General features: G+C 72.1%; 16 protein-coding genes, 1 tRNA gene and 1 pseudogene. 8 read left to right on the plus strand and 10 right to left on the minus strand.

All coding sequences use genetic code 11. The features are described from left to right. Window positions 1-305: 305 nt before the first annotated feature. On the plus strand, window positions 306-806 hold the full coding sequence (greA, locus tag ACWDBB_RS21740; protein WP_449791177.1) for a transcription elongation factor GreA: 501 nt from the start codon (window positions 306-308) through the stop codon (window positions 804-806). 95 nt (window positions 807-901) lie between these two features. On the opposite strand, the gene ACWDBB_RS21745 is transcribed toward greA, so the two are convergent. The 3 genes from ACWDBB_RS21745 to ilvA form a co-directional block, all read right to left on the minus strand. Continuing rightward, a complete protein-coding gene (locus ACWDBB_RS21745) occupies window positions 902-1759 on the minus strand; it encodes an ABC transporter permease (protein WP_449791178.1) in 858 nt (285 codons plus the stop codon). A 1-nt stretch (window position 1760) separates the two neighbouring features. Beyond that, window positions 1761-2822 carry an ATP-binding cassette domain-containing protein gene (locus ACWDBB_RS21750; RefSeq protein WP_449791179.1) on the minus strand — a complete coding sequence of 354 codons (1062 nt, stop codon included), beginning with the start codon at window positions 2820-2822 and terminating at the stop codon, window positions 1761-1763. 224 nt (window positions 2823-3046) lie between these two features. Further along, window positions 3047-4258, minus strand: a complete 1212-nt coding sequence (gene ilvA, locus ACWDBB_RS21755; protein WP_449791180.1) for a threonine ammonia-lyase — start codon at window positions 4256-4258, stop codon at window positions 3047-3049. A gap of 122 nt (window positions 4259-4380) precedes the next feature. Between ilvA and ACWDBB_RS21760 the strand changes: the two genes are divergently transcribed. Continuing rightward, window positions 4381-4863, plus strand: coding sequence for a MarR family winged helix-turn-helix transcriptional regulator (locus tag ACWDBB_RS21760; protein WP_449791181.1), 483 nt, complete (start codon window positions 4381-4383; stop codon window positions 4861-4863). A gap of 22 nt (window positions 4864-4885) precedes the next feature. Here the strand turns inward: ACWDBB_RS21760 and ACWDBB_RS21765 are convergent, their stop codons facing one another. Further along, window positions 4886-6040, minus strand: a complete 1155-nt coding sequence (locus tag ACWDBB_RS21765) for a cystathionine gamma-synthase (RefSeq protein WP_449791182.1) — start codon at window positions 6038-6040, stop codon at window positions 4886-4888. A 232-nt stretch (window positions 6041-6272) separates the two neighbouring features. Here ACWDBB_RS21765 and msrA point away from each other — a divergent pair, with 232 nt between their 5' ends. Further along, complete coding sequence (gene msrA, locus ACWDBB_RS21770) at window positions 6273-6938, plus strand: peptide-methionine (S)-S-oxide reductase MsrA (RefSeq protein ID WP_392874271.1); 666 nt, start codon at window positions 6273-6275, stop codon at window positions 6936-6938. Window positions 6939-7063: 125 nt separating this feature from the next. Then, a complete protein-coding gene (locus tag ACWDBB_RS21775) occupies window positions 7064-7426 on the plus strand; it encodes a cupin domain-containing protein (RefSeq protein ID WP_449791183.1) in 363 nt (120 codons plus the stop codon). A 100-nt stretch (window positions 7427-7526) separates the two neighbouring features. Here ACWDBB_RS21775 and ACWDBB_RS21780 read toward each other — a convergent pair whose 3' ends face one another. The 3 genes from ACWDBB_RS21780 to ACWDBB_RS21790 all read right to left on the minus strand — a co-directional run bounded on the left by ACWDBB_RS21780 (window position 7527) and on the right by ACWDBB_RS21790 (window position 11314). Then, complete coding sequence (locus ACWDBB_RS21780; RefSeq protein ID WP_449791184.1) at window positions 7527-8807, minus strand: L,D-transpeptidase; 1281 nt, start codon at window positions 8805-8807, stop codon at window positions 7527-7529. A gap of 200 nt (window positions 8808-9007) precedes the next feature. Then, window positions 9008-9346 (minus strand): hypothetical protein, encoded by a 339-nt coding sequence (locus tag ACWDBB_RS21785; protein ID WP_449791185.1) that lies wholly within the window; start codon window positions 9344-9346, stop codon window positions 9008-9010. Between the two features lie 567 nt (window positions 9347-9913). Further along, the gene (locus ACWDBB_RS21790) at window positions 9914-11314 is read right to left on the minus strand and encodes a cystathionine beta-synthase (protein ID WP_449791186.1); all 1401 of its coding nucleotides are present in this window, start codon (window positions 11312-11314) and stop codon (window positions 9914-9916) included. Between the two features lie 218 nt (window positions 11315-11532). Between ACWDBB_RS21790 and ACWDBB_RS21795 the strand changes: the two genes are divergently transcribed. The 3 genes from ACWDBB_RS21795 to ACWDBB_RS21805 all read left to right on the plus strand — a co-directional run bounded on the left by ACWDBB_RS21795 (window position 11533) and on the right by ACWDBB_RS21805 (window position 15119). Next, window positions 11533-12603 carry an SGNH/GDSL hydrolase family protein gene (locus tag ACWDBB_RS21795; protein ID WP_449791187.1) on the plus strand — a complete coding sequence of 357 codons (1071 nt, stop codon included), beginning with the start codon at window positions 11533-11535 and terminating at the stop codon, window positions 12601-12603. A 63-nt stretch (window positions 12604-12666) separates the two neighbouring features. Continuing rightward, window positions 12667-13887: an acetyl-CoA C-acetyltransferase gene (locus ACWDBB_RS21800; protein WP_392873885.1), complete on the plus strand. Its 1221-nt coding sequence runs from the start codon at window positions 12667-12669 to the stop codon at window positions 13885-13887. Between the two features lie 290 nt (window positions 13888-14177). Continuing rightward, on the plus strand, window positions 14178-15119 hold the full coding sequence (locus ACWDBB_RS21805) for a hypothetical protein (protein WP_449791188.1): 942 nt from the start codon (window positions 14178-14180) through the stop codon (window positions 15117-15119). A 101-nt stretch (window positions 15120-15220) separates the two neighbouring features. Here ACWDBB_RS21805 and ACWDBB_RS21810 read toward each other — a convergent pair whose 3' ends face one another. The 3 genes from ACWDBB_RS21810 to ACWDBB_RS21820 form a co-directional block, all read right to left on the minus strand. After that, a complete protein-coding gene (locus ACWDBB_RS21810; RefSeq protein WP_449791189.1) occupies window positions 15221-15604 on the minus strand; it encodes a hypothetical protein in 384 nt (127 codons plus the stop codon). Between the two features lie 85 nt (window positions 15605-15689). Then, on the minus strand, window positions 15690-16592 hold the full coding sequence (locus ACWDBB_RS21815; protein WP_449791190.1) for a Bax inhibitor-1/YccA family protein: 903 nt from the start codon (window positions 16590-16592) through the stop codon (window positions 15690-15692). Between the two features lie 138 nt (window positions 16593-16730). Beyond that, window positions 16731-16812: transfer RNA gene (locus ACWDBB_RS21820), tRNA-Leu, on the minus strand. A 300-nt stretch (window positions 16813-17112) separates the two neighbouring features. Here ACWDBB_RS21820 and ACWDBB_RS21825 point away from each other — a divergent pair. Further along, window positions 17113-17267: pseudogene (locus ACWDBB_RS21825) on the plus strand (ABC transporter ATP-binding protein); the annotation flags it as partial.

Here is a 17267-nt window from a genome sequence, read left to right on the forward strand (position 1 = left end):
CGGGCCGGACAGTGCGCCCCGGGCGGCGCACCCGCCTCCGGCGGCACGCATATCCGATCCGGAGAGCGGGCATCCGTAGAGGGTCCCGCACTCCATTGCCGTACACCGCGGCGCAACGCCACCGTCAACGACGCGTGAACGCCCCTCCCGCTTGTCAGCAGGACTTGTTAGGCTCGTGGTTTCGCCCCTTCCGCACCGGATGGTACGGGAGCGGGCGTTGCTTTGTAGTTGAGACCGATATCACCACCGACCCCTGCTGACGACTCACACCCTCAGCACAGCCCCAGCACCTACGAGGAGCACCCGTGACCCAGACCAGTGAGAACGTGACCTGGCTCACTCAGGCCGGCTACGACCAGCTCAAGGCCGAGCTGGACCACCTGACCGGGCCCTGGCGCATCGAGATCGCCCAGAAGATCGAGGCGGCGCGCGAGGAGGGGGACCTCAAGGAGAACGCCGGCTACCACGCGGCGAAGGAGGAGCAGGGCAAGTACGAGCTGCGCATCCGCCAGCTGACCCAGCTGCTGGAGCGCGCCAAGGTCGGCGAGGCCCCGGCCGACTCGGGCGTGGTGGCCCCGGGCATGGTCGTCACGGTCGCCTTCGACGGCGACGAGGACGACCTGATGGAGTTCCTGCTGGCCTCCCGCGAGGTCGCGGGCGCCGACGACCTGGACGTCTACTCGCCGCAGTCCCCGCTGGGCCGCGCCATCGACGGCAAGCGGATCGGCGACGAGGCCACCTACGAGCTGCCGAACGGCAAGCCGGCCATGGTGAAGATCGTCAAGGTCGTGCCGCACTCCGGCTGATCCGGCCGCACACGACCCGAGGGCGGCCGCGGAAGTCCAGCACTTCCGCGGCCGCCCTCAGGCGTTCCGGGCGCGCCGTTCCGGGCGGCGCCCGGTCAGGCGGTGGAGGAGCGGTACTTGCGCACCGCCAGCCAGGAGAACACCGCGGTGATCACGACCGACCACAGCACCGACACCAGCGCCGCGTGCTGCATCGGCCAGGCGCTGTCCACCGGCCCGACCTGGTTGCCGAACAGCACCCGGCAGGCCTGCACGGTGGCGCTGAACGGGTTCCAGTACGCGATCCCCTGGAGCCAGCCCGGCATCGAGGTGACCGGCACGAAGGCGTTGGACACGAAGGTCAGCGGGAACAGCCAGATCAGCCCGGCCGAGGTGGCCGCCTCGGGGCTGCGCACCGACAGGCCGATCAGCGCGCCGATCCAGGAGAAGGCGTAGCCGAGCAGGAGCAGCAGGCCGAAGGCGGCGAGCGCGTTGAGCAGGCCGTCGTGGATCCGCCAGCCGACCAGCAGCGCGACCATCGCCAGCACCACCAGGATGAACGCGGTCTGGCACAGGTCCGCCAGGGTGCGGCCGACCAGCACCGCGGACCGGGCCATCGGCAGCGAGCGGAACCGGTCCACCAGCCCCTTGCTCATGTCCTCCGCGATGCCCGCCGAGGCGCCGGCGACGGCGAAGGTGACGGTCTGGGCGAAGATGCCGGCCATCAGGAACTGGATGTACGTGTCCGAGCTGGAGTCGGTGCCGGGGATCTTGATCGCCCCGCCCATCACGTACGAGAACAGCAGCACGAACATGACCGGCTGCATCAGCCCGAAGACCACGATCTCCGGGATACGGGTCATCCTGCGCAGGTTGCGCTTGGCGACCACCCAGGAGTCGTGCAGGGCGGCGACGATCCCCCGGCGCTGCCCGGGCATCGCCGGGCCGATGGCGTGCTCGGTGGCGGTGCCCATCTCAGCTCTCCTTCCCGGCCGCGACGGCCTGCTTGTCCGGCTCCGGCCCGCCCGGCCCACCCGGGCCGCCCTGGCCCCGGCCGCGCGCCTTGCGGTCGGCGCCGCCCTCCTCCTCGGACCGCTCCTCGGCGACGTGGCCGGTGAGGGTGAGGAAGACGTCGTCCAGGGTCGGGCGGCGCAGCCCGATGTCGTCGATCTCGATCCCGCGGGAGTCCAGTTCGCGGATCGCGTCGGCGAGCACCCGGGCGCCGCCGCTGATCGGCACGGTGATCCTGCGGGTGTTCCTCTCCACCGTCGGCTCGCTCAGCGCGTAGCCGGACAGCGCGGCGACGGCGTCGCCGACCAGGCCGGGCCGGTGCACCACGACCTCGATCCGCTCGCCGCCGATCTGCGCCTTGAGCTGGTCGGCGGTGCCGCGGGCGATCACCCGGCCCTGGTCGACCACCGCGATGTCGTGGGCGAGCCGGTCGGCCTCCTCCAGGTACTGGGTGGTGAGCAGCAGCGTGGTGCCCTGCTCGACCAGCGTCTCGATGACCTCCCAGAGCGCGAGCCGGTTGCGCGGGTCGAGACCGGTGGTCGGCTCGTCCAGGAACATCACCGGCGGCCGGACGACCAGCGCGGCGGCGAGGTCCAGGCGCCGGCGCATGCCGCCCGAGTAGGTCTTGGCGGTGCGGTCCTTGGCCTCGGTGAGGTTGAACCACTCCAGCAGCTCCAGCGCGCGGGCCTTCGCGGCGCGGTTGCTCATCTGGTAGAGCTCGCCGACCATGGTGAGGTTCTCGAAGCCGGTCAGGTACTCGTCGACCGCCGCGTACTGGCCGGACAGGCCGATCAGGCTGCGGACCCGGTCGGGGTGCTTGAGCACGTCGACCCCGGCGACCACCGCGTGGCCGGAGTCGGGGCGGAGCAGGGTGGTGAGGACCCGCACGGTGGTGGTCTTCCCGGCGCCGTTGGGGCCGAGCAGCCCGAGCACCGTGCCCTCGGGGACGTCGAGGCTGACCCCGTCCAGGGCTCGTACGTCGCCGAAGGTCTTCACCAGGTTCTCGGCTTGGATGGCTGGCGCCATGGCCTTGCCTCATCTCCTCGGACGTATGGGGCGATCTGTCCCACCCTGCCCCGTTTCCGGGCACACGGGCGACCCGATTCTCGACCCGTGGGACTCGAACGCGATGTATCGCGAGTCTTCCAGTACGCGATATATCGCGTCAAGGGACGGGGTCCAGGACCGGACGCGGAACGGCGTGCGGGACAGAGCCCGGCCGAAGTGCGGCACGGAGTCCGGCACGGAGCTCAGCCCGAGACCACGTACCCCGCGTCCCGCAGCTCCCCGACCACCAGCGCGCAGTGCTCCGGCCCCTTGGTCTCCAGGTGCAGGTCCACCTCGACCTCGGTCAGCCCCAGCCGCGGGTCGATCCGCACGTGCGCCACGTCCAGCACGTTGGCGTCCACCCTGGTCAGCACGGCCAGCAGGTCCGCCAGCGCACCCGGCTTGTCCGCCAGCCGCACCCGCAGCGACAGGTAGCGCCCGGCCGCCGCCAGCCCGTGCCGCAGCACCCGCTGCATCAGCTGCGGGTCGATGTTGCCGCCGGACAGCACCCCCACCACCGGGCCCTCGAAGGAGTCCGGCCGCTCCAGCAGCGCCGCGATCGGGGCCGCCCCGGCCGGCTCGACCACCAGCTTCAACCGCTCCAGTCCGAGCAGCAGCGCCCGCGACAGCGCGTCCTCGGAGACCGTGCGGATGCCGTCGGCCAGCGTGTTGACCACCTCGAAGGGGATGTCGCCGGGGCGCCCGACCATGATCCCGTCCGCCATCGTGGCGAAGTGCTCCAGCGACACCGGCCGCCCCGCCGCCAGCGAGGGCGGGTACGCGGCCGCGCCGGCCGCCTGCACCCCGATGACCCGCACGTCCGGCCGCAGCGGCTTGACCGCCGCCGCGATCCCGGCGAGCAGCCCGCCGCCGCCCACCCCGACCAGGATGGTCCGCACCTCCGGGCACTGCTCCAGGATCTCCAGCCCGACGGTCGCCTGGCCGGTGACCACGTCCCAGTGGTCGAAGGGGTGGATGAACACCGCGCCGGTCGCGTCCGCGTACTGCTGCGCCGCCCGCAGGGCCTCGTCCACGGTGGCGCCGTGCAGCCGCACGTCGGCGCCGTAGTCGCGGGTGGCCGCGACCTTCGGCAGCGGCGCCGCGACCGGCATGAACACCGTGGAGCGCACGCCGAGCAGCGAGGCCGCCAGCGCCACGCCCTGGGCGTGGTTCCCGGCGCTCGCCGCCACCACCCCGCCGGCCCGCTGCACCGGCGAGAGTCCCGCGATCCGCACGTACGCCCCGCGCAGCTTGAAGGACCCGGTGCGCTGGAGGTTCTCGCACTTCAGGTGGACCGGCGCGCCGATCAGCCCGGAGAGGTGCCGGCTGCCCTCCATCGGGGTCACCCGGGCTACCCCGGCGAGCATCTTCTGGGCGCCGCGGACGTCGTCGAGGGTGATCGGCCAGGTGTGCATGGCGCCAGACTACGGGCGTGGCCGACGGTGATCCGGAATGCCGGGCCTGTTCCCGGGCCCGCCCGGCCCGCGTACCCTGCTGCTCCTGAGCCTTCCTCACCGCACGACGATCGTGAGCCGCGATGACGACGACCTCGCCCCAGGCCACCGACCGCACCGACCCCGTGCACACCCAACTCCAGTACCAGCTGGCGGTGTTCGCCCGCCGCATGGAACAGGTCCGGACCTCCGGCGGCGGGGTCGGGGCCCTGGACCGGGCCGCCTATCTGCTGCTCGACCGCCTGCAGCGGCACGGGCCGGCCAACGTCAAGGCGCTGGCCGAGTCGCTGGGGGTGGACTCCTCCACGGTGACCCGCCAGGTCGCCCCGCTGGTCACGGCCGGGCTGGTCGGCCGGGTGCAGGACCCGGCCGACCGCCGGGCCGTACGGCTCGCGCTGACCTCGCGCGGCCTCGACCGGCTCGCCGAAGTCCGCGACGGCCGGGCCGAGTTGACGCGCCGCCTGGTGGACGGCTGGCCGCCGGAGGAGCAGCGCGTGTTCTGCGCCCTGCTGGCCCGCTTCAACCTCGCGATGGAGTCGTACACGGCGGACCAGCAGGGGCAGTGAGGGGCCGCGGCCCCGTACGGGCTCAGCCCAGCGCCTGCTTGAGGTCGGCCAGCAGGTCGTCGATCGACTCGATGCCGACCGAGACGCGCACCAGGTCGGACGGCACCTCCAGCGGCGAGCCCGCCGCCGAGGCGTGGGTCATCCGGCCCGGGTGCTCGATCAGCGACTCGACGCCGCCGAGCGACTCACCGAGGGTGAACAGCTGCGCGCGGTTGCAGACCTCGACGGCCGCCTCCTCGCCGCCGGCGACCCGGAACGAGACCATGCCGCCGAAGGCCTTCATCTGCTTGGCCGCGATGTCGTGGCCGGGGTGCTCGGGCAGGCCCGGGTAGAGCACCTGGCTGACCTTCGGGTGGCTCGCCAGCAGCTCGGCGACCTTCTCGGCGTTGGCGCTGTGCCGGTCCATCCGGACGCCCAGCGTCTTGATGCCGCGCAGCACCAGCCAGGCGTCGAACGGGCCGGAGACGGCGCCCATCGCGTTCTGGTGGTACGCGACCTCCTCGCCGAGGGCCGCGTCGGCCAGCACCAGCGCACCGCCGACCACGTCGGAGTGGCCGCCCATGTACTTGGTGGTGGAGTGCACGACCGCGTCCGCGCCGAGCGAGATCGGCTGCTGGAGGTACGGGCTGGCGAAGGTGTTGTCGACCACCAGCAGCGCGCCGGCGCCGTGCGCGACCTCGGCGAGCGCGGCCAGGTCGGTGATGCCCAGCAGCGGGTTGGACGGGGTCTCCACCCACACCGCGCGGGTGTTGGGGCGCAGCGCCTCGCGGACGGTGGCCAGGTCCTGGGTGTTGGCCACGGAGAACTCGACGCCCCAGCGGGTCAGCACCTTGGCGAACAGCCGGAAGGTGCCGCCGTAGGCGTCGTTGGGGATCACGATGTGGTCGCCCGGCTTGAGGATGGTGCGCAGCAGGGTGTCCTCGGCGGCCAGGCCGGAGGCGAAGGCGAGGCCGCGAGCGCCGCCCTCCAGTGCCGCGAGGCACTCCTCCAGCGCGGTGCGGGTCGGGTTGGCGCTGCGGCTGTACTCGTAGCCGCCCCGCAGGCCGCCCACCCCGTCCTGCTTGTAGGTGGACACCTGGTAGATCGGCGTGACGACGGCCCCGGTCTGGGGGTCTGCTTCCTGACCCGCGTGGATGGCGAGAGTCTCGAAGCCCTGAGGAAGCTGGTGCTCGGTCATGGGTCCGAGCCTAATGGGCGAATGCCGTCACGCCTGCCCGAACCGGGAAGCGGGGCGAACCCGCAGGTGGGAGCGGGTGCGCGGCGGGCCGGAACCGCGGGTGCGCGAGGCCCCCGGTCTCCCGGCCTCCGCGCGGCGGGCCCGAACGGCCCGTACGGCCGCCCTCCGGAATCCGGGGGCGGCCGTGCGCGTTGCACACTGAGCCAGGTTCCCCGACCCGCTGGAGCAGGCCGTGCTGTTCAACCGCCACAAGACCTCGCTCGTCCCCGCCGACCAGGCGCTGCCCGGCCGGCCCTCCCCGGCCTTCACCCTCACCGAGCCGCACACCGTGCTCGGGCACCCGCTGCCCGGCCCGTACCCGCAGGGCCTGGAGGTGGCCGACTTCGGGCTGGGCTGTTTCTGGGGCGCCGAACGCACCTTCTGGCGACTGCCCGGCGTCTGGACGACGCTGGTCGGCTATCAGGGCGGCCACACCCCCAACCCGACGTACGAGGAGGTGTGCAGCGGGCTGACCGGGCACACCGAGGCGGTCCGGGTGGTGTACGACCCGGCCGTGATCTCCTACGAGCGCCTGCTGAAGACGTTCTGGGAGGCCCACGACCCGACCCAGGGCAACCGCCAGGGCAACGACGTCGGCACCCAGTACCGCTCCGCCGTCTACACCCACTCCCCCGCCCAGGCCGAGGCCGCCGCGGCCACCCGGGACGCCTTCCAGCCGTCGCTGACCGCGCTCGGTTACGGTCCGATCACCACCGAGATCGCCCCGGCCGGCCCGTTCTTCCCGGCCGAGCCGTACCACCAGCAGTACCTGTCGGAGGCCAAGAACCCCAACGGCTACTGCGGTCTGGGCGGTACCGGCGCCTCCTGCCCGATCGGCGTGGCCCGCACCCAGGGCTGACCCTCTCCCGGGAGCGGCCACTCAAAGTGACCGGTCCCTGATCCGGGCGCAGACTGGAAGGGCCGACGAGGCCGGCCCGGCCACCCTCTGGTGGCCGGGCCGGCCGCACGGGAGAGGAGTGCGCCATGTCCGGTCCCTACCGACGGAACTTCGACGATCCCGAGGAAGTCCGCCCCTTCGAGGAGGGCACGGGGGAGCTGCGGCTGGTCAACCTGGACGGCGGCCCGGTGGGCCGGGCCGTGTTCGAGCCGGGTTGGCAGTGGTCCAAGCACGTCAAGCCGATCGCCAAGACCGACAGCTGCCAGGCCGCCCACGCCGGGTACGTGGTCTCCGGCCGGATGAAGATCGTCATGGACGACGGCCGGGAGTGCGAGGTGGGCCCCGGCGACTTCATGCTCTGCCCGCCCGGGCACGACGCCTGGACGGTGGGCCCGGAGGCCTGTGTGATCGTCGACTGGCAAGGCTTCGCGGACTACGCGAAGCCCTGAGCGGCACCGGGCTCCGCCGTTTCGCACCGGTCCCGCTCCCCGGGTCGGCCGTGAGGTCCGGTCCCACCCGGGGAGTCGTTCGTACCGGGGTCCGGCGGGGTCAGACGGCGCTGCCGGCCTTCCAGGCGGACCAGCTCATGTTCCAGCCGTTCAGGCCGTTGTCCGGGGCGACCGTCTTGTCGCCGGAGTTCACGACCTCGACCACGTCGCCGACCATCGAGGACTTGTAGAACTTGAAGCCGTCGGCGCCGCTGTCCTGGGCGCCCTTGGTGTCCTGGAGGCCGATGCAGCCGTGGCTGGTGTTCTGGCTGCCGAAGATCGACGGCGAGGACCAGTAGTTGCCGTGGATGAAGGTGCCCGAGGTGCTGAGGCGCTGGGCGTGCGGCACGTCCGCGATGTCGTACTCGCTGCCCAGGTTGACGGTCTGCGAGTTCATCCGGGTCTGGGTGTACTGCTCGGAGATCACCATCTTGCCGCCCCAGGTGGTGTGCTCGGGCGAGCCGCCGGAGATCTTGTAGACCGCGCTGACCTGGCCGTCGGTGGTGACGGTGAGCTTCTTGGTGGCGAGGTCGGCGACGCTGGTCTGGGCGCGGCCGATGGTGAAGCTGACGTCCTTGGACTGGGTGCCGTAGACGCCCTTGGCGCCCTCGACGTCCTTGAGCCGGAGCTTGAGGGTGACCTTGGTGCCCTTGGCCCAGTACTCCTGGGGCCGGAAGTCGAGCCGGGTGCTGGAGAACCAGTGACCGACGATCTCGACGCCCGGCTCGGCTATGACCGTGATCGCCTGCTGGACGCTCTTGCGGTCGGTGATCGGCTTGCTGAAGTTGATCGAGACCGGCATGCCGACGCCGACCGTCGAGCCGTCCTCGGGGGTGAAGTAGCCGACGAAGGTGTTGGCCGGGGTCGCCGTGGTGAAGACGGCGTTGGAGTCCGCCTCCAGCTTGTCCTTGTCGAAGGCGGTGGCGGCGACGGTGTACTTGGTACCGCTGGCGGGGGCGGTGGCCGAGGTCCAGCCGGTGCCGTCTGCGGAGAGCTGGCCCGCCAGCTCCTTGCCGGTGGTGTCGGTGACCTTGACGCTGCTCAGGGTGCCGTTGGCGACGGTGACCTTGACCGGCTCGCTGAAGCTCGCGGAGGCGGCGCCGTCGGCCGGGGTGACGGTGATGACCGCGGCCGAGGTCTTGGGGGCACTGCTGCTCGCGCCGCTCGGGGCGCCGCCCGAACCGCCCGAGCCGCCGGAGCCGCTGCCACCGCTGCCACCGCTGGCGCTGTTGTCGTTGCAGGCCGCCAGCAGCAGTACGGGCGCGCCGATCAGTCCCGCGAGGACCCCGCGCCGGCTCCAGCCGCTTCCGGCCGCCCGCCCCTGACCTTCCCGTGCCGTCACGTCGCGTCTCCCTGCTGATCATCCCGGGCATTACGGATACAGAAACGCAATCCACCCGTTCACGGTTCCAACACCGAAGGGTAAGCGATCGTATGAGATGACCCAACTTCCCGATGAACAGGGACGAAACGCCCGGCCCGCGAGGCGGACCGGGCGTTCACGTGTGATGGCGGCGGGCGCCGTCACCCGACGGCTTCGTCCTACTCGGCGGACTCGTCCACCTGGTACTCGTCCCACTCCTCGCTGTCCGGGTCGAACGCGGTCTGCGCCGACTCCCAGGTCGCCGAGGCGAGCTCCACACCGGGCACGTCGCCGAGCAGCGCGACCGGGTCGATGAAGTGGGCGAGCGAACCCGACGGGTCCACCTCGATGGCCTCGACGGACTGGGCGCGCTCCTCGTCGTCGAGGTACTCGTCCGCGGTGACCGCCTCCAGGGCGGCCGCCTTGAGCGCGCCCTCGTCGGTGATCTCCGCGATGAGCTCGATCTTGACCCGGACGTAGCGCGGGGTGTCCTGGTCGGTCGTTTCAGTGCTGGTCATGCGTGCGAGCGTACGGGACGACCGCGCCCGGCGTGGTGCGCGGGCGGCCGCCCGGAGCACACCCCGCGCGCCCGGCGCGAACGGCGCGAACGGAAGGGGCCGGTCCCTCGGAGAAGGACCGGCCCCACCGTTCCCCGCCGGGGCTCCCCCACCCGGGAGCCACGGGGACACGCGCCGTGCGGCGCGGTGCTGCCGCGGGAACCGCCGCACCCTGTCAGCCGGCCGGGGCCGGGCAGGGGCGGGACGACGGCGCCTCCCACGGCGGAGGACACAGCGGCCGGGTCAGGCTCGCCCGGTGTGTCCGGAGCCGACCGCGGTCGCCGGGGAGCCGCTCCCGGACGGTTGCCGTCGCCTCACTCGGCGTCCTGCCGTTGACCACCACGATGCCCGAGCCTTGTTAACCACGTGCTGCGGGCAGGTGACGCCGGTGTACCACTTCTCCCGTGGACGAATCCTCCGCATCCGTCCACAGCGGGACGGCGGTGACGGAGCATCGGCGACGGACGGCGGCGGGGCAGCGGTCGGCGAGCGACGGGGCAGCGGACGGCGGCCGGCGGTGACGCCGGGTCAGTGCTGGCCGCGACCGGTCAGGAAACCCAGCAGGTCCTGGCGGGTGACGATGCCCTGCGGCTTGCCCTCGACCAGCACGACGGCCGCGTCGGCCTTCTCCAGCACGGTCATCAGGTTGGTGACGGTCTCGCCCGAGCCGACCACCGGCAGCGGCTTGGACATCACCTTGTCCAGCGTGTCGGTGAGCTCGATCTCCTTGGCGAAGATGCCCTCCAGCAGCAGCTTCTCGACCACCGAGCCGATCACCTCGCCGGCCATGATGTCCGGGTGCCCGGCGCCCGGGGAGACCACCGGCATCTGCGAGACGCCGTACTCGCGCAGCACCCGGACCGCCTCGGAGACCGTCTCGTTCGGGTGCATGTGGACGAACTGCGGGACGCCGCCCTGCTCCATGGACTCCTTGCGGGCCAGCACCTCGCCGATGTGCGCCTCGTCGGTGGACGAGGGCAGGAAGCCGTAGTCGGCCATCCAGTCGTCGTTGAAGATCTTCGACAGGTAGCCGCGGCCGCCGTCCGGCAGCAGCACCACCACGACGTCGTCCGGCCCGAGCTCCTTGGCCACCTCCAGCGCGGCCACCACGGCCATCCCGCAGGAGCCGCCGACCAGCAGGCCCTCCTCCTTGGCCAGGCGGCGGGTCATCTGGAACGAGTCCTTGTCGGAGACGGCGACGATCTCGTCCGCGACGTTGCGGTCGTAGGCGGTCGGCCAGAAGTCCTCACCGACGCCCTCGACCAGGTACGGCCGGCCGGTGCCGCCCGAGTAGACCGAGCCCTCCGGGTCGGCGCCGATCACCTTGACCTTGCCGCCGGAGGCCTCCTTCAGGTAGTTGCCGGTGCCGGAGATGGTGCCGCCGGTGCCGACGCCCGCCACGAAGTGGGTGATCTTCCCCTCGGTCTGCTCCCACAGCTCCGGGCCGGTGGAGTGGTAGTGCGAGGCCGGGTTCTCCGGGTTGGAGTACTGGTCCGGCTTCCAGGCGTTCGGGGTCTCCCGGACCAGGCGGTCGGAGACGTTGTAGTAGGAGTCCGGGTGCTCCGGGGCGACGGCGGTCGGGCAGACGACCACCTCGGCGCCGTACGCGCGCAGGGTGTTGATCTTGTCGGTCGAGACCTTGTCCGGACAGACGAAGATGCACTTGTAGCCCTTCTGCTGGGCCACGATCGCCAGGCCGACGCCGGTGTTGCCGGAGGTCGGCTCGACGATGGTGCCGCCGGGCTTGAGGGCGCCCGAGGCCTCGGCGGCCTCGATCATGCGCATCGCGATGCGGTCCTTGACCGAGCCGCCGGGGTTGAAGTACTCGACCTTCGCCAGCACTGTCGCGCTGATGCCCTCGGTGACCTTGTTCAGCTTGACCAGCGGCGTGTTGCCGACCAGGTCGATGATCGAGTTGTGGTACCGCACGGGGGTCCTCCCGGTCTGTGGGCGTGCGACTGCTTTTCGGTACTGCAAAGCCTAGGGCGTGGCACCCGTCCCTCGGCTCCCCTCTTTCACACCTCCCCCAATGGCCCACCCCCTTCGGCGCCCCGGGTAATCCCGCCCCCCGCGCGGGTAAGAGCGCTGTGCAGGCAGCGCCGTGCCTCCGTGGGGGGGCCGGCAGGAGCACGTGAAGGGGGCACCGGATGCCAGGGGCACGGGACTCGCGGGCCCGGGTGGCCCGTCGGATCGCCACCGCGGCGGCCTACGGCGGCGGCGGTCTCGGCCTGCTCGGAGTGGGCCTGGTCGGCCTGCTGCTGACCGAGAGCAAGCTCGCCATCCAGGCCATCGGGGTCCTGGAGACCCAACCGCCCAGGGCCGACGGCGTCTACGGGGACGCCTTCGCCGACCGCACCGTCGGCCCCCAGGCCCCGCTCGTGCTGGCCGTCCTCGGCGACTCCACCGGCGCCGGCCTGGGCGTGGCCCGCTCCGGCGAGACCCCGGGCGCCCTGCTCGCCGCCGGCCTCGCCTCGGTGGCCGAGCGCCCGGTGCGGCTGGTCAACGTGGCCCGCTCCGGCGGCCGCTCCGCCGACCTCTCCGGCCAGCTGGAGCAGGCGCTGCCGCACCACCCGGACGTCGCCGTGATCATGGTCGGCGCGAACGACGTGACCCGGCACAGCCCGGCCCAACTGGCCGTCCGCCAGCTCGGCGAGGCCGTCGCCGCCTTGCACGCCAACGGCTGCGAGGTGGTCGTGGGCACCTGCCCCGACCTCGGGACGATCAAGCCGGTGCGGCCGCCGCTGCGCTGGGTGGCCCGCCGGCTGAGCCGGCAGCTGGCCGCCGCGCAGACCATCGCGGTGGTGGAGGCGGGCGGTCGGACGGTCTCGCTGGGATCGCTGCTGGGCCCGGAGTTCGCCGCGCGCCCGGAGATGTTCGCCGCCGACCGCTACCACCCCTCGGCCCAGGGCTACGCGACCGCCGCGATGGCGCTGCTGCCCTCGGTCTGCGCCACGCTCGGACTCTGGCCCGAGGAGGAGCGCCCGGCCGCGGCCGTCCCGGGCACCTCGGTGCTGCCGGTCGCGGTCGCGGCGGCCGCGGCGGCCGACCGGGAGGGCACCGAGGTGGCGGCCGTACCGGCGGAGGGCGCGGGCCGCCGTTGGGCCCAGTTGAGGCACCGGCTGCGGATCGGCCCGCCCGGCCCGGAGGGCGGGAAGGAGGCCGGTACGACCCCCGGGAACACGTCGGCCAGCTCACACGCTGGTACGGGTGACGCCTGATCTACCAGACGGTAACTTTCCTCCCGGACGTCAGGTCCGCCGTCACCCAGCGAGGAGCCCGTCATGCCCGAAGCCGTCATCGTCAGCGCCGCCCGTTCGCCGATCGGCCGGGCCTTCAAGGGCTCGCTCAAGGACGTCCGCCCGGACGACCTGACCGCCCACATCATCCAGGCCGCCCTGGCCAAGGTGCCCCAGCTCGACCCGCGCGAGATCGACGACCTGATGCTGGGCTGCGGCCTGCCCGGCGGCGAGCAGGGCCACAACCTGGCCCGCATCGTGGCCGTCCAGATGGGCATGGACTACCTGCCCGGCGCCACCATCACCCGCTACTGCTCCTCCTCGCTCCAGACCACGCGGATGGCGCTGCACGCGATCAAGGCCGGCGAGGGCGACGTCTTCGTCTCGGCCGGCGTGGAGACCGTCTCGCGCAGCGTGAACGGCACCTCGGACGGCCTGCCCGGCACCATGAACCCGATCTTCGACGAGGCCCAGGCGCGCACCAAGAAGCGGGCCGAGGAGGGCGGCGGCGAGTGGCACGACCCGCGTGAGGACGGGCTGCTGCCGGACGCCTACATCGCGATGGGCCAGACCGCCGAGAACCTGGCCGCGCTCAAGGGCATCACCCGCGCCGAGCAGGACGAGTTCGGCGTCCGCTCGCAGAACCTCGCCGAGGCCGCCATCAAGGCCGGCTTCTGGGAGCGCGAGATCACCCCGGTGACGCTCCCGGACGGCACCGTGGTCAGCACGGACGACGGCCCGCGCGCCGGCGTCACCCTGGAGGGCGTGGCCGGCCTGAAGCCGGTGTTCCGCCCCGACGGCACCGTGACCGCCGGTAACTGCTGCCCGCTGAACGACGGCGCGGCCGCGCTGGTCATCATGTCCGACACCAAGGCCCGCGAGCTCGGCATCACCCCGCTCGCCCGGGTGGTCTCCACCGGCGTCAGCGCGCTCTCCCCCGAGATCATGGGCTACGGCCCGGTCGAGGCCTCCAAGCAGGCGCTCAAGCGGGCCGGCCTGACCATCGACGACATCGACCTGGTCGAGATCAACGAGGCCTTCGCGGCCCAGGTGATCCCCTCCTACCGCGACCTCGGCGTCGACCTGGACAAGCTGAACGTCAACGGCGGTGCGATCGCGGTCGGCCACCCCTTCGGCATGACCGGCGCCCGGATCACCACCACCCTGATCAACTCGCTGCAGTGGCACGACAAGCAGTTCGGTCTGGAGACCATGTGCGTCGGCGGCGGCCAGGGCATGGCGATGGTCATCGAACGCCTCAGCTGACCCCCCGGACACCCTCCGAAGGGTCTGGACCACCCATTTGGAGTGACGCAGCGTAATTGAGGGCCGGATCACACCGCGAGGTCGATCCGGCCCTCAATTCTTTCGTTTTCCGCCCGGAAATCGACACTGCGGAGCGGATCAACTCCACTGCGTAGAACGGTGTTACCTAACAATTTGGGGACAAGAGCGAAAGTCCTGGACGAATTGGACATTCGCCACTGCGGTAACAGCCCCGCATGCGGCAGTGTGGACACGTAACCCCGTTCCGCTCCTCGCTAGGAGTACGTTCCGTGAGCGCCGTCTACACCGTCCTGCTACTGATCCTGATCACCGTGTCGACCGCCGTGCTGCTCCACCTCCGCGGACTCTCCCGCCGACTGGACGCGCAGGCCGCGGCCCCGACCGCGGCCGCCCCGGTGGACGAGGCCGCGATACGCCGGGCCGTCACCGAGGCGCTCGCCGCCGACCGTGAGCGGGAGATCACCGAGGCCCGGGCGTTCTGGGCCGAGCAGGAGGCCCGCGCGGCCGAGGACGCGCCGCTGTTCGACTCGCCGTTCTCCGGCGCGTTCTCCGGCACCGACGAGTGGCCGCTCTTCTTCCCCCGCCCCACCGGCCCGCAGGACGCCGTCGACAACGCCGGGACGATGGACCCGGAGTTCGGCGAGGCGCTGCGCTCCGCGCTGGAGGACCTGATCAACGAGGGCGGCGGCACCGCCCCCGCCGAGCCCGGCACCGAGGGCGGCCTGCCGCTGCGCCCCGGCCACCCGGTCGGCGAGACCAAGGACGCCCGGGCCCGCCGCGAGGCCGACCTGCTGGCCACCGGCCTGGAGGCCGGGCTGCTGGACGCCGACCCGGCCGTCGAGGAAGCCCCGGTCGCCATGCCCGACCCGCGCCGCCACCCCTCGCACCCCGACTTCGTGCCCAGCCAGGCGCCGTCCCGGGAGTGGACCGACAGCCGGCTGGCCACCCTCGCCGAGGAGGCGGTCGCCCTGATCGACGTCCGCCCGGGCCCGCTGGGCACCCTGGACGTCTACGCCTTCGCCGACGGCACCACCCTCTGCGTGGCCCCGGGCGACCGGGAGGCCGCCTACCGGCTGATCGACGCGGTCCGCGCCGGCGAGCACGTCCGGCTGCTCGGCGGCTCGCGCTTCTCCGGCTCGTACTCGCTGACCTTCTCCACCGAGGAGGAGGCCGTCTACGTGCTCGCCGACCGGGTGGTCGCCAGCATCTGACGGCGACTCACCGGATCACCAGCACGCAGCGCGCCGAAGGCCGGCCGGGTCATGGGGTTACCGATCCGGCCGGCCTTCGGCGTGGGCGCGTCCTCGGGGCCTCAGCCGCAGAGCGCCGCCGCCTCCCGCACCGCGTCCACCGCCCCGGCCAGCACCTCGGCCGCCGCCACCGGCCCGTCCGGCAGCGCGACCTCCGCCCCCCGGGGCAGCGCCGCGAGCGCGGCCGCCAGGTCGTGCGCGGCGACGGCCAGCTGGTCCCCCACGGCGAAGGCCCCGGCATCCGGGAACTCCCGCCGCTCCTCCTCCTCCGCGGCCAGCGCCAGGCCGGCCAGCCGCCGCGCCAGCTCCAGCACGGCCGCCGCCCGCGAGGCGTACCCCGGCACAGCGCCCAGCAGCTTGCTCTGCGGCAGCGAGCGGAAACGATCCGCCAGGGACTCGGCGGCTTCGACCAGGGGATTCACGTCCAGGGGCTCCACGTCATGCATGGGTAGGAGCGTAGGCGAAAAGCCGCCGGGCCCCGGAGCGAGTGGCTCCGGGGCCCGGCGGCAGTGTGCTCGGCGGAAGGGACCGTCAGTCGTCGCCGCGAAGGCTGGCGATCAGGCGCAGCATCTCGAAGTAGATCCAGACCAGCGAGAAGGTGAGCCCGAAGGCGGCCCGCCAGGACTCCTCCTGCTGGGCGCCGCCGGCGATGGCCCGCTCGATCTCGTTGAAGTCGAGCGTCAGGTAGAACGCGCCGAGGGCGACACCGATCAGGCCGATGCCGACGCCCAGCGGGCCCGACCAGGTGTCGACTCCGCCGCCGAACGCCCACGCGATGCAGTTGACCAGCAGCAGACCCGAGAAGCCCAGGCCGATCGCGATGCCGATCCGGGTGTACTTCGGGCTGACCCGCAGCCGCCCGCTCTTGTAGACGTAGAGCGTCGCCCCGAAGACCGCCGCCGTGCCCAGCACCGCCTGGATCGCGATGCCCGGCCAGATGGTGTTGAGGACGTGGGTGACGGCGCCCAGCGCGAAGCCCTGGAACGCCGAGTAGGCCAGGACCAGCGCGGGGCTGATCTTCTGCCGGAACTGGACGACCAGACCGACGATCATGGCGACCAGCGAGGCGCCGACCGCGAAGCCGAAGTTCTTGAACGGCAGCGTGAACCAGGCCACCGCACCGGCGCCGACCACGGTCAGCAGGGTCATGGCGGTGCGCGCGATCACGTCGTCGAGCGTCATCCGCCCGGTGGCGCCGGGGCCGGCCGACGGACCGTTGTACAGCTCGTAGAGCTGTTCGTCGGTCATCGGGCCCTGGCCGTGCGGCTGCTGGGCGTAGGGCGTACCCGCGTACGGGTTCTGGCCGTACGCGTTCTGGCCGTAGGGGTTCTGGCCGTGCGGGCTCCCGGCCTGCGCGGTGGTACCGAACCCCGCGTAGCCGGCGTCGCGGGTGAAGGACCCCTCCCGCGAGAAGACCGGGTTGCTGCTTCTCATTGCTCATTCCCTCCGTGGCGGCACTGCACCGCCCTCGCACAAGGGTAATGGCTTGGCAAAAATTCCGGGATACGCCGCGAGGAGGATCCGTGAACAATGACCGGCGGGGACGCCGTCGCGCCCCCGCCGAGTGATCGGTGCCCGGAGCCGGACTCGAACCGGCACGGCCTCGCGGCCAAGCAGTTTTAAGCTGCCCGTGTCTGCGTTCCACCATCCGGGCGTCTGCGAAACCACCCTGAGCCTAGTCTCCCGACTCACCCTTTCGCATGTTCCCAGCCCCGGAAGTTGTCATGTTTCCCTGCCATCTGACGATCTGTCCGGGATTCGGCCACGAAGGATATCCGTTCCGGCCATCCGTTCCGCATCAGGGTCCACGTCATACCGCAGGAGGAGGGGCCAACCCCTGCCGTACGCCCAGCGGTGGTAGGGCCAACCGTCCGGCGGAGCGACGCGAAACCATGATCACGTCGCGGAACATGGAGGTACAAGTCCACGAGTACGACGAGCACAAGGAGCCCCCGTGACCACGCCGACCGCAACCGCCGTCCACACCGGCCTGGCGGCCGCCCGAGCCACCGGTCTGAACAAGGTCTACGGGGAGGGGGAGACCCGCGTCGTCGCCCTCGACAACGTCAGCGTCGTCTTCCCCCAGGGCGAGTTCACCGCGATCATGGG

This window comes from Kitasatospora sp. NPDC001095 (genome assembly GCF_053598615.1).